Source organism: Rahnella sp. P4_A8, assembly GCF_056402435.1.
This window is the reverse complement of record NZ_JBFUHK010000011.1, coordinates 105,694-118,280: the sequence shown is the minus strand read 5'-3', so window position 1 is coordinate 118,280 and position 12,587 is coordinate 105,694. Positions and strand designations below refer to the sequence as shown.

Here is a 12,587-nt window from a genome sequence, read left to right as displayed (position 1 = left end):
TTACTGGAGTCTGCGCGATGCGTGGGCAAATGGTAAACGCCGCGACCAGGGGATGGAATTACCCAGCGTGCGCAAGCAATATCATTTGCTGCTGCGTGAAGGTTTCCCTTATCTGATGATTACGCCGGGCTTTATTTTGCTGGTGTTTGTGGTGGTCTTCCCGATTATATTCGGCTTCTCCATTGCTTTTACCAATTATAATTTATACCACACGCCGCCGGCTAAATTAGTCGACTGGGTGGGGTTCAAAAACTTTATTAATATCTTCACGCTCAATATCTGGCGTTCGACCTTGCTGGATGTATTGCAATGGACGGTGGTCTGGACCGTGCTGGCGACCACGTTGCAATGTACGGTTGGCGTGATGCTGGCAATTCTGGTGAACCAGAAAGATTTGCGCTTCAAGGCGCTGATCCGCACCGTGCTTATTTTGCCGTGGGCGGTGCCGGGTTTTGTCACCATTCTGGTGTTTGCGGGCATGTTCAATGACTCATTCGGTGTCATCAATAACGGCATTCTGGCTGCCTTAGGCATTGAGCCTAAAGCCTGGCTGACCGATCCGTTCTGGACCAAAACGGCGCTGATCCTGATGCAGACCTGGCTGGGCTTCCCGTTTGTGTTTGCCATGACTACCGGCGTATTGCAGGCCATTCCGAACGATTTATATGAAGCCGCGACAATGGATGGTGCCAGTACCTGGAAGAAACTTAAAACCATTACATTGCCGCTGGTCTTATATTCCATTGCGCCGATTATTATCACGCAATACACCTTCAACTTTAATAACTTCAATATTATCTATCTGTTTAATAACGGCGGCCCGGCAGTGGCCGGTTCGAATGCAGGCGGAACGGATATTCTGGTGTCGTGGATATATAAACTCACCATGTCATCTTCACAATATGCCATTGCCGCGACCATTACGATTTTGCTGTCGATATTTGTGGTCGGTATTGCTCTGTGGCAATTCCGCTCAACCAATTCATTTAAACAAGATGATATGGCGTAACCGGGGGAAGGGCATGAGTAAGAACAGCAGTATTAAAAGAAACCGGTTTATCCGCCTCGGGCTGAGTTATTTCCTGTTGCTGATTGTGGCGGTGATCATTATTTATCCGCTGATCTGGACCGTCGGCGCATCACTGAATGCCGGTAACAGCCTGCTCAGCACGTCGATTATTCCGGAGAACGTCTCGTTCCAGCATTACAAAGACCTGTTTAACGGCGAAGTGAATTATGTCGGCTGGTACTGGAACTCGATGAAAATCAGTTTCCTGACCATGATCCTGACCCTGATTTGTGTCAGTTTCACCGCCTATTCTTTCTCGCGTTTTCGCTTTAAAGGCCGCAAAGACGGGCTGATGTTGTTTCTGTTATTGCAGATGATCCCCCAGTTTTCCGCGCTGATCGCCATCTTTGTGCTGGCGCAGTTACTCGGGCTTATCAACAGTCATCTGGCACTGGTGCTGATTTACGTCGGCGGCATGATCCCGATGAACACCTATCTGATGAAAGGCTATCTCGACGCCATTCCGAAAGATCTGGATGAATCAGCGCGGATGGACGGCGCGGGCAATTTCCGCATTTTCATCGAAATCATCATGCCTTTGTCCAAGCCGATTCTGGCCGTGATCGCGCTGTTTTCCTTCACCGGACCGCTGGGTGATTTCATTCTTTCCAGCACCATTTTACGCACGCCAGATAAGTACACCCTACCGATTGGCCTGTACAACCTGGTCGCGCAAAAAATGGGTGCCAACTACACCATGTACGCCGCTGGCGCGGTACTGATCGCCGTGCCTGTCGCCATTTTCTATCTGGCTTTACAAAAATACTTCGTTTCCGGCCTGACGGCTGGCAGTACAAAAGGATAATCCGATGACTTTCTTTTCTAAGAAGATTTTCAACAAAAGCGCAATGGCCTGCGTGCTGCTGGCGGTGTCATTTTCCGGGGTGGCGCAGGAGGTGGTGATTAAAAAAGTCGCCAACGTCCCGGCGGATTTCATCAAAGGTGCGGATATCTCGACGCTGATTGACGTCGAAAAACACGGCGGCAAGTTCTTTGATCAAAACCACAAGCAGACCGACGCGATGGTGATCCTCAGACAAAACGGTTTCAACTACGTGCGTCTGCGCTTGTGGGTGGATCCGAAAGATGCGCAGGGGCATCCGTACGGTGGCGGTAATAACGATCTGGCCACCACGCTGGAGCTGGCGAAGCGCGCCAAAGCGCAGGGTTTTAAAATCCTGCTCGATTTCCATTACAGCGATTTCTGGACTGATCCGGGTAAACAGTTCAAGCCAAAAAGCTGGGAGAAAATGGATTATCCGCAACTGAAAACTGCCATTCATGATTACAGCCGCGAGGTGATCGCCAGATTCCGTGCACAAGGCACCGTGCCGGATATGGTGCAGGTCGGCAACGAAATGAACGGCGGCATTTTATGGCCTGAAGGCAAAAGCTGGGGCGCAGGCGGCGGGGAGTTTGACCGTCTGGCCGGGTTGCTGAATGCGGCGATTGCCGGTGTGCGTGCTGATGAAAAAAATCCTTCTGATATCAAAATCATGCTGCATCTGGCCGAAGGCACTAAGAACGACACCTTCCGCTGGTGGTTCGATGAAATTAATCAGCGCAAAGTGCCTTACGACGTGATTGGCCTGTCATTTTATACCTACTGGAACGGTCCGGTTTCCGCGTTGCAGACCAACATGGACGACATCAGCAAACGCTACAACAAAGACGTGATCGTGGTGGAAGTGGCTTACGGCTATACCACCAAAAACTGTGATGCGGCTGAAAACAGCTTTACCGAAAAAGAAGCCAAAGACGGCGGCTATCCGGGCACGGTGCAGGGGCAGGCTGATTTCCTCAGCGACATGATCAAAAGCCTGGTCGCGGTGCCGGATCATCGCGGCAAGGGTCTGTTCTACTGGGAACCGACCTGGATCGCCGTTGACGGCGCAGGCTGGGCGACACCGGCCGGGATGACCTACATCAACGACCACTGGAAAGAGGGCAATGCCCGCGAAAATCAGGCGTTGTTCAGCTGTGACGGTCAGGTTCTTCCTTCCATCAAAGTCTTCAATTAATCCCTTTTTCCCCGGCTTGATTGGCCGGGGAGTTGATATTTCTTAAAGTTCCTAAGGACCCAAGCATGACGAAATTTCCTCTTCTGAGCAGTAAGATTTCCGGGCTATTACATGGTGCGGATTACAACCCGGAACAGTGGCTGGAAAGCCCCGATGTGCTGATTCGCGATGTCGAAATGATGAAAGAGGCGCGCTGTAATGTCATGTCAGTCGGGATTTTTAGCTGGTCAGCGCTGGAGCCTGAAGAAGGTCATTTTACCTTTGGCTGGCTGGATCAGGTGCTGGACAAATTGCATGAAAATGGCATCTCGGTATTTCTTGCCACACCAAGCGGCGCACGTCCGGCGTGGATGTCGCAAAAGTATCCTGAAGTTCTGCGTGTCGGGCGTGACCGCGTAAAAGCACTGCACGGCGGGCGTCACAATCACTGTATGAGTTCGCCGGTGTATGCCGAAAAAGTGCAACTGATGAACAGTGCGCTGGCGAAGCGTTACGCCCATCATCCGGCGGTGATTGGCTGGCATATTTCCAACGAATACGGCGGCGAGTGCCATTGCCATTACTGCCAGACCCGTTTCCGCGACTGGCTGAAAGCCCGTTACGTCACGCTCGATGCGCTGAATCAAGCCTGGTGGAGCACTTTCTGGAGCCACACCTATACCGACTGGGCGCAGATCGAATCGCCGTCGCCGCAGGGCGAAAGCGGCATTCACGGCCTGAATCTCGACTGGCGTCGTTTTAACACCGATCAGGTCACGCGTTTTTGCAGCGAGGAAATCCGCCCGCTCAAAGCGGAGAATCCGGCGTTACCGGCGACCACCAATTTCATGGAGTATTTCTACGATTACGATTACTGGAAACTCGCCAGCGTGCTGGATTTCATCTCGTGGGACAGCTATCCGATGTGGCATACCCGCAAAGATGATATCGGTCTGGCGGCGTACACTGCGATGTATCACGATTTAATGCGGACGCTGAAACAGGGTCAGCCGTTTGTGCTGATGGAATCGACGCCGAGTTTCACCAACTGGCAGCCGGTCAGCAAACTGAAAAAGCCGGGCATGCATATTCTGTCTTCTTTGCAGGCGGTCGCTCATGGTTCGGATTCTGTGCAGTATTTCCAGTGGCGTAAAAGCCGCGGTTCGTCAGAAAAATTCCACGGCGCGGTCGTCGATCACGTCGGGCATATCGATACCCGTGTCGGCCGCGAAGTGGCCGAACTGGGCGGGATTCTATCGGCGCTGGCTCCGGTGGCGGGCAGCCGCGTAGAAGCCAGAGTGGCAATTATCTTCGACTGGGAAAGCCGCTGGGCGATGGACGATTCCCTCGGACCGCGCAATCAGGGACTGGAATATGAAAACACGGTTGCCGGACATTACCGTGCACTGTGGGCGCAGGGTATAGCGGTCGATGTGATCAATGCCGATTGCGATTTAACCGGTTACGACCTGGTGATTGCGCCGATGCTGTATATGGTGAGGGCAGGCGTCGGCGAGCGGATCACCGCGTTCGTGCAGGCCGGCGGGCGGTTCGTCGCGACTTACTGGAGCGGTATCGTTAACGAAAGCGATTTGTGTTTCCTCAACGGATTCCCTGGACCGTTGCGTCCGGTACTGGGTATATGGGCGGAAGAAATCGACAGCCTGACCGACGATCAGCACAACAGCGTCAGCGGCACTGAAGGCAATGCGCTGGGGTTAAACGGCCCGTATCGTGCCAGCGAATTGTGTGAAGTGATCCACCTGGAAGGTGCGGCCGCACTGGCGACGTACGGTGACGATTTCTACGCCGGCACGCCCGCCGTGACCGTGAATCTGTTTGGCAAAGGGCAGGCGTATTATCTGGCTTCCCGAAACGATCAGCAATTCCACGCCGATTTTTATACCGCGCTGGCGAAAGAAATGAAGCTGCCACGGGCGATAGCCACCGATCTGCCTGAAGGTGTCACTGCCGCACGACGCACCGACGGTGAAAGTGAATTTATCTTCCTGCAAAACTATGCCGCCGACAGCCAGACGGTGACATTGCCGGATGATTACCGCGATATGGTTCACGGCGGTATATTACCGCGCACACTGACGCTTCCGGCATTCGGTTGTCAGATCCTGTCGCGGCGTTTATCTGTTATTTCTTAACCCATTATTTTTAACAGCGACGTGCAATCAGGATTTCCCGGTTGCACGTTTTTTTTCATTCCTGAAAGAGAGTGTTCATCATGGTAAATATTAAAGACTTTATGCATGTATTCTCTGCGAAGAATAAAACGCCTGACAATGAAGTGCCGCCATCGACTGACGTAGCGTTATTAATTGATGCACTCGGCGGGCGCGATAATATTGTGAATGTTGATGCCTGTATTACCCGCCTGCGCGTGACGGTAAAAGAACTTAAGCGCGTGAACTCCGGTGCTATCCAGCAGACCGGTGCGATTGGCGTGGTGATCATCGGTCAGGAAGTACATGCGATATTCGGTAAGCAATCCGACAGCCTGAAGAAATTAATGACTGAGAAGTTTGGACTGAAAAGTAATTAAACGCTGTTGCTGAAATAATCCCAAAAATAAAGGCAGCCCGACACAAGGCTGCCTTTATTGTTTCTGCTTTTTATAAATAATAATGATGCTGCTGTGCGGAGAAAAAACGTAACGATCCCCTACAAGAGAAATTAAGTTTTTATCTGTCGCTGTATAACAATGAGGATATTTCTTTTTGTACAATATGACTTCACATTTCCAAAATTATTGGAGTTGTAGCCAGGCGGCAAGTGAACGAATCCCGATGAGCTGACTGAAGTCAGTGATTCGGGTGAGTAAACGCAGCCAACGCAGCAACAGCTTCAAGAATGAAGGAAATTTACCACCAGGCTTCCACCTGAACCCCAAAGTTCCACGTATCCGCTTTGGTATGGTCGTCAAACGTATCGCCATGCTCAGAATCATTCAGATAAGACGCAAACACACGCAATTCAGGGCGTGACATAAACTCCGGACCGGCTGCCAGACCCATCGCCAGCGTATATTTCTGACCGCCTTGCTTGTAGTTCGAGCCGTTCTTGTAATCATCTTTCTGATAGAAGGTACCGACTTCACCGATGGTACGCACGTATTCTGTCCACTGGTATTGCGCGCGGCCTACCAGAGAAACCAGCTCAGTCGTGTCGGTGTAATCGGTGATGTTTTCTGCATGGCCGTAGGTCAGCACATGGTTGAGGCTGAACTTACTGGTGATCGGAATCAGACCGGTGATGATGCCACGATAACCGGTAGCGTCATTGGTGTAGTTCCACATATCGTACCAGCCACCGCCCTGCGAAATCATGTTCTGCGCCAGGCCCTTATCCGCGTACTGCAACACCAGTTTGTTATAGCCGCCCCACATATCCTGACTGATTTCACCGGTCAGCATCACGCCGTTATCCGCATCGTACAGGCCGCCGTACTCTTTCTGGTCATGCGACAGGTTTGGCATGGCGTAGTCGGCACCGATTTCCATCCAGGCACCGCTCCACGGTTTGATCCCGGCATAACGCACGTCGATGTAGTTAATGTTCACATCGTTATTGCCATCCACGCGGTAATCCACATCATTGGCATCGCCACGGATCCACGCCAGAGAAAGCGCACCTTCACCCATTTTCAGGTTCTCAATACCGGCACCGGCACCGGAAATGTTCCAGTATTTGGTATCGATGATGTGTAAGTCGTGGCGCTGGTAATAACGTTTACCGCCCCAGATCACTGCATCTTTATCCCACGGCACCAGTCCTTTGATTTGCAGATTCAGCTGACGCAGGCCGAACTGTGCATCATCATTCAGGGTGTTTTCATCATCATTGGAGCCGTCAGACACCATACTGACCATCGAGTCGACGTAAAAACTCACGTCGTCTTTCTTGTAAACTTCGCTGCCCAGTTCGACTTCGCCGTAGGTGTCATCTTCGTTACCCAGACGCCCGACTTTGTTTTTCTGGAACTGTTCCAGACCGCCACCGCCAGAAACCCCCAGCCCCGAACGCAGATATCCATGGAAATCAATATCATTTGCCACAGCAGGGCCCGCTGTGATGGCGAGGGAAACCGCCACAGCCAGAGTGCGTAAGTTGTGTTTCATTTTTTTTCCTTATGATTGTATGACGTTCACATTTACGAAATCTATAAGATACCCAGAAACAATAATGATCAATTTTACATATTGTGAAATGTGAGATATGTCTACAACTTATGAATTAATGATAAATCAGGAGTGATGTAAATCACGATTATATGCAATGTTAACGTATAACTTATGCAGCAACGAACGCCCGGATTGAACTTTTAAATGAGATCCCGTACGTTGGCTCGATTATCATAAGATTGAGCAAAATCACGGGCTGCTGTGTGGGGAAAGAATGAAATCAAAAAGTTCGACATTAGAAGATGTTGCCCGCTATGCCGGTGTTTCGTACCAGACGGTTTCGCGGGTGTTAAACAAATCGGCCAATGTTTCAGATGCCACGCGTCTGAAGGTCGAACAGGCCATTGAAGTTCTGCGCTATGTGCCGAACCGGCTGGCGCAGCAACTGGTTGGAAAGCAGAGTTTTACCATCGGACTGGTCACCACATCACTGGCCTTACACGCGCCGTCGCAAATTGCGGCGTCAGTGAAAAAATATGCCCATCAGGCCGGGTATCAGGTGTTGATTTCAATGATTGATGAGGACGTCAATCAGAGCATTCAGGACTCCATTAACGAGCTGAAATCACAACGCGTTGACCGCATGATCATTAACATCCCGCTGGAAAGTGCCGAGGCTGAGCGGATTTATGAAAACAACCGCGACATTCTGTGTCTGTTTCTCGATGTCGACCCGACCAGTCCGGTGTTTAACGTCTGCTTTAATCCGGCTGACGGGTCGCGTGCCAGCGTGGAATATCTGCATGATTTAGGGCATCGGGAATTTGCCTTGCTGGCGGGGCCGGAAGATTCTGTGTCTTCCCGTTTGCGTCTGAAAAGCTGGCAGGAAACGCTGGCAGAGAAGGGCATTCAGCCGGTGACCGTCATCCACGGCGACTGGAGTGCGAAAAGCGGTTATTACTGCGCGTTGCAGATTTTGCGTGAAACTCCGCAATTCACCGCCATGCTGGTGGGCAATGACCAGATGGCGCTGGGCGTCATCAGTGCGCTGCATCAGCACAATGTGGCCATTCCGCAGCAGGCGTCGATCATTGGCTACGATGACACGTACGACAGCGCATTCTTCCATCCGTCACTGACCACCGTGTCACTGGATCTCGATTTGCAGAGCAAAGAGGCGGTTGAACATTTACTGGCCGAAAGTGCGGAGGTGATGTCATCCAAAATTCTGCCTGCGAAACTGGTGGTGCGTAATTCGACCCGTGCGCCCGGGCAGCAGGATAAAGATCTCAATCAGATAGCCGATCAGCTCGATCTTCTGGCGCGGCAGTTGCGGGGCCAGTAAGAAAACGCTTTAATTCCCGGCTTATTGAAAAGCAGAATGAAATTTCCATTGAAACATCAGATGAACAGGCAAAAGGACGTGATGAAATGACGCTATGGCAGTGTTATGTGCAGGGCTGGAAAAAGTATGTGGATTTCCGTGGTCGGGCGAGCCGCAAGGCGTTCTGGACCTTTGCGCTGGGTAATTTGCTGATTATTATTTTGCTGACGATGGGCGTGTCATTCCTGTTCGCGCTGGCGGGTAATCCTTACAGTATTTTCTATGCAGGTGTCGCTTACACCCTGTTTGCGCTGGCGACGGCATTACCGTTGCTGGCGGTCGGTGTCCGGCGTATGCACGACATCAACCGTTCCGGCTGGTGGTTTGGTGGCGTTTATCTGGCTGGTATTGTCTCGCGCCTGCTGAATACGATCCTGATGCAATACGCTTCACCGGAAACCTATGTCTGGATGAAAATCACGCTGGGCATCGTGCTGGGCTGGATCCCGCTGCTGGTGATGGTTTTCCTGTGCTGCCAGAAATCACAGCCTGCGCCGACCACACAAACCCGCATTGTTGAGTAACGTCACGCTGAAAGCATTATTGCGCATTTAATCCGACAAGTTTGCCGCCAGTTGCGCGGCAAACACCTCCAGTTTTGCCAGCCCCCACGACCAGTCGCCGAATCCTGATTCCACATTGATATGTCCTGCTTCGCCGATATCTGCCAGCTCGCAGCGCCACGCCTGTGCCCAAAATTCCGCGCGGGTAAAGGTCAGCAGCGGATCGGTATGGCTGGCGATCAGCAGCCCCGGCACGGCCAGCGGTGCAGGGAGAATGTCATCACCCAGTCCGAACCGCACAGGCTCGGCGGGGGCGACCAGCATGACACCCGCCACGCGTTGCGGATGACGGTTCGCCCACACCAGACTGGCAAGCGCGCCAAAACTGTGGCCGATCAGCAGCAGCGGGGATGTCGCCTGTTTTTGCTCGCGATCGATGGCGGTGATCCAACCCTCGAGATCAACCTGCGCCCAGTTGCGCTGTTTTATACGCAGCCAGTGCGGATGCTGCTCATGCCAGCGGCTTTGCCAGTGTCCGGCCTCGCTGTCACGTAATCCGGGCACCAGCATGCGGGTGAATTCAGGGGACGAATTCATTGCGGGAAAGCCATCAGCACGGTGGCAATCGCCAGCAAATCAGCACTGCCGCCGGGGCTGAGATTGCGGGCGATCAGGGCGCGGTCCATCTGCTGCAAATCCTCTGTCTTCCAGCCCGTTATCAGCAACCGGCGGGCGTAGTCCTGCACGAAATGTAATCCGTCCAGCCCGCCGCGTGCTACCAGATTGGTATCGGGGTTATAGGCCATCAGGCGCAGCAAAGCATTAAGACTGCGGCGCCCGGAATGGCTTTCCTGATACCAGTACGGAAAAACGTGACGGCGTAAAGTGAGGAACCCGCTCTGCACTTCGCCACGGGCACCGGTCATGCCGTGCGCCATAAACAGCCGTTCACCGGCAGTCACCGGCTGGCGGCAGCTTTGCAATTCACGTTCAACCAGCCCTTGCGTCATGGCGGCCACTTCAGCGCATAAGCGGTGGCGGGTCAGTGGCTGGCTCTGGCCGGTCAGCCTGCCTGCGGCGGTGCACAATAATCCCAGTGAAAAGATGCCGCCTTTATGCGTATTAACGCCTTGTGTGGCACCGAACATCGCCTGTTCGCAGGCTATTCCGGTCGGGCGGATGCGCGTCAGCATCGCCTGCGCCGGTTGCAGGAAATCCTGCTGACCAAGGGCGAAAAACTGATGCAGCCAGGGCGTGATGGCGTCAATGCTGCGCAGAAACAGGGGTAAATCCATGTCGCGGTGCGAGCCGTTATTGGCGCTGTCGACCAGTCCCGGTTTGGGCGTCAGCCACACTTCACGGCGCAGCGCCTCTGCCGCCAGCGTGGCGATGTCCGTGCAGGCAGGGTGTTCAGCGCGTGCGGTGCCAGCCATCAATCAGTGCCTCCACTTTAGCGATAACGTCCACGAGCGGGTGCTGACGTGAACGGGCGCAGGCATGCGCAGGACCGTCGCAAATCAGGCAGCGGCGGCTGGCATTGTCCAGCGAACGGCGGCCAACAACACCCGCCTGCGGGCAGATCACATCGAAATCCCATAAACGCCCGAGGGCATGCGATTGTTCCAGTTCAACCGTGGCCGCTTTCACTTCCGGCGCAGGATGTGCCACGCACCAGAATACTTCGGCGCCGGTCGGCAGCCAGAAAACCTGATGTTTCAGCACCGGCCAGCCGTGTTGCAGCAGCATAACTTCGGCACGTTGCAACGCCTCGCGCATCACCTGACGCCAGGCCACGGAGTCTTTCACCGGCCCCGGCGTCACCAGCGTGAGTGAAATCAGCGGTTGTGAGAATTGAGTCAGCCAGTCGGTTTGCCGTTTGGCACGCAGTTCCTTTGCTGCCAGCAAATCCTCCAGGCTGACGCCTGCATCCGCAGGCGTCATGATGGTCATTATGCGTCCTCTTTTACCTGATGAACCACGTCGATCACGCTGCCGTCGCGATAGCGGATAACGCCCACCACACGGTCAGTGAATTCAATTGGTTTCGGTTCGCCGGTCAGGGAAATCGCCCGCTGATACAACGCTTCGATGTCCATGATTTTCATGCCAGCCTCTTCCAGCCGCTGACGGATTTCAGGACGTGCCGGATTGACGGCGATGCCGTGGTCAGTCACCAGCACATCGATGCTTTCCCCCGGTGTGACGCGGGTGGTGACGCGACGTACGACTGTCGGAATTCGGCTGCGCAGTAAAGGCGCGACGACAATGGTCAGATTGGCCGCACTGGCGACATCGCAATGACCGCCGGACGCGCCACGCATAACGCCGTCGGAACCCGTGATTACGTTAACGTTAAAGCCGGTGTCAATTTCCAGCGCACTCAGAATGACAATATCCAGTTGATCGCAGCTCGCGGCTTTGGCTCCCGGATTGGCATAAACGTTGGTAGAAATCTCGATATGCTGCGGGTTACGGCTAAGTGACGCCGCAGCCTGACCGTCGAAACATTGCGTATCCAGCAACGTTTCAATCAGGCCTTTTTCATGTAAATCCACCAGACTGCCGGTGATGCCCCCGAGGGCAAAACGGGCGGTGATCTGGTTGCGTTCCATTTTCTCTTCCATGAAACGGGTGCAGGCCGTAGCCGCTGCGCCGGAACCGGTTTGCATTGAAAAGCCCGGCTTGAAATAGCCGGAGTATTCGATGACTTCAGCCGCCGTGCGGGCGATCATCAGTTCGCGCGGATTACTGGTCACCCGCGCTGCGCCGACGCTGATTTTTGCCGGATCGCCGACCTGATCGACTTTAACGATGTAATCCACCTGATCCTGCACCAGGCTGGCGGGCATATTAGGGAAGGGCACCAGTTCTTCGGTCAGCAGCACCACGGTTCTGGCGAACTGTGCATCCACCATCGCGTAGCCCAGCGAACCGCAGCAGGATTTACCGTGCGTGCCGTTGGCATTGCCGAATTCATCGCTGCATGGCACGCCGAGAAACGCGACATCAATCTTCAGCTCGCCGTCCTGCAATAATTTAACCCGCCCGCCGTGCGAATGGATTTGTACCGGTTCTTCCATCAGCCCGTGAGAAATGGCATCGGCCAGTTTGCCACGCATCCCGGAGGTATAAATACGGGTGATGACGCCGTTGCGGATAGGTTCGATCAGCGCATCGTTGCAGGTCATCAGCGAACTGGACGCCAGCGTGAGGTTTTTAAAACCGAGCTTCGCCAGTGTGGCGACGACGTTATTAATGACCTGATCACCTTCACGGAAAGCATGGTGGAAGGAAATGGTCATGCCGTCTTTCAGGCCGCTGCGGGCGATCGCCTGTTCCAGTGAATCGCAAAGTTTACGGTGCAGGCGGGCATCGGGATCGGAAAGATACGGCGTATTGCGGTGCGCGCCGTCAAAGGCAGTCAGATGCCTGAGCTGCGGATAAAGGCTGTGCAAAGTTTCAGTTAAATGACTCATTATCTTGATATTCCTGTGCAAA

12 protein-coding genes are annotated in these 12,587 nt (G+C 53.5%); 7 read left to right on the top strand and 5 right to left on the bottom strand.

What is annotated here, in order from left to right; all coding sequences use genetic code 11:
* The 5 genes from AC1DUO_RS08920 to AC1DUO_RS08900 all read left to right on the top strand — a co-directional run.
* On the top strand, positions 1-1,009 hold a 1,009-nt coding region (locus AC1DUO_RS08920), incomplete at its 5' end, for a carbohydrate ABC transporter permease (RefSeq protein WP_477987073.1).
* Between the two features lie 13 nt (positions 1,010-1,022).
* Positions 1,023-1,874: a sugar ABC transporter permease gene (locus AC1DUO_RS08915; RefSeq protein WP_013574912.1), complete on the top strand. Its 852-nt coding sequence runs from the start codon at positions 1,023-1,025 to the stop codon at positions 1,872-1,874.
* 4 nt (positions 1,875-1,878) lie between these two features.
* On the top strand, positions 1,879-3,090 hold the full coding sequence (locus AC1DUO_RS08910; protein WP_013574913.1) for a glycoside hydrolase family 53 protein: 1,212 nt from the start codon (positions 1,879-1,881) through the stop codon (positions 3,088-3,090).
* 65 nt (positions 3,091-3,155) lie between these two features.
* Entirely contained in the window at positions 3,156-5,225 is a 2,070-nt protein-coding gene (locus tag AC1DUO_RS08905) for a beta-galactosidase (protein WP_454843249.1), read from the top strand.
* An 80-nt stretch (positions 5,226-5,305) separates the two neighbouring features.
* Positions 5,306-5,623 carry a PTS sugar transporter subunit IIB gene (locus tag AC1DUO_RS08900; RefSeq protein ID WP_013574915.1) on the top strand — a complete coding sequence of 106 codons (318 nt, stop codon included), beginning with the start codon at positions 5,306-5,308 and terminating at the stop codon, positions 5,621-5,623.
* A gap of 319 nt (positions 5,624-5,942) precedes the next feature.
* On the opposite strand, the gene AC1DUO_RS08895 is transcribed toward AC1DUO_RS08900, so the two are convergent.
* A complete protein-coding gene (locus tag AC1DUO_RS08895) occupies positions 5,943-7,199 on the bottom strand; it encodes a maltoporin (protein WP_013574916.1) in 1,257 nt (418 codons plus the stop codon).
* Positions 7,200-7,476: 277 nt separating this feature from the next.
* Here AC1DUO_RS08895 and AC1DUO_RS08890 point away from each other — a divergent pair, with 277 nt between their 5' ends.
* Together AC1DUO_RS08890 and AC1DUO_RS08885 are read left to right on the top strand one after the other, a co-directional pair.
* Positions 7,477-8,547 (top strand): LacI family DNA-binding transcriptional regulator, encoded by a 1,071-nt coding sequence (locus AC1DUO_RS08890; protein ID WP_013574917.1) that lies wholly within the window; start codon positions 7,477-7,479, stop codon positions 8,545-8,547.
* Positions 8,548-8,633: 86 nt separating this feature from the next.
* Complete coding sequence (locus tag AC1DUO_RS08885) at positions 8,634-9,110, top strand: DUF805 domain-containing protein (protein ID WP_013574918.1); 477 nt, start codon at positions 8,634-8,636, stop codon at positions 9,108-9,110.
* Between the two features lie 27 nt (positions 9,111-9,137).
* Here AC1DUO_RS08885 and AC1DUO_RS08880 read toward each other — a convergent pair whose 3' ends face one another.
* The 4 genes from AC1DUO_RS08880 to citF are packed head-to-tail and all read right to left on the bottom strand — an operon-like array spanning position 9,138 to position 12,565.
* Positions 9,138-9,686 carry an RBBP9/YdeN family alpha/beta hydrolase gene (locus tag AC1DUO_RS08880; protein ID WP_037035958.1) on the bottom strand — a complete coding sequence of 183 codons (549 nt, stop codon included), beginning with the start codon at positions 9,684-9,686 and terminating at the stop codon, positions 9,138-9,140.
* Positions 9,683-10,522: a triphosphoribosyl-dephospho-CoA synthase CitG gene (gene citG / locus AC1DUO_RS08875; protein WP_013574920.1), complete on the bottom strand. Its 840-nt coding sequence runs from the start codon at positions 10,520-10,522 to the stop codon at positions 9,683-9,685. The genes AC1DUO_RS08880 and citG overlap by 4 nt, the downstream gene beginning before the upstream one ends.
* Complete coding sequence (gene citX / locus AC1DUO_RS08870; RefSeq protein ID WP_112197742.1) at positions 10,500-11,039, bottom strand: citrate lyase holo-[acyl-carrier protein] synthase; 540 nt, start codon at positions 11,037-11,039, stop codon at positions 10,500-10,502. The genes citG and citX overlap by 23 nt, the downstream gene beginning before the upstream one ends.
* Positions 11,039-12,565, bottom strand: a complete 1,527-nt coding sequence (gene citF / locus AC1DUO_RS08865; protein WP_013574922.1) for a citrate lyase subunit alpha — start codon at positions 12,563-12,565, stop codon at positions 11,039-11,041. The genes citX and citF overlap by 1 nt, the downstream gene beginning before the upstream one ends.
* Between the last annotated feature and the right edge of the window lie 22 nt (positions 12,566-12,587).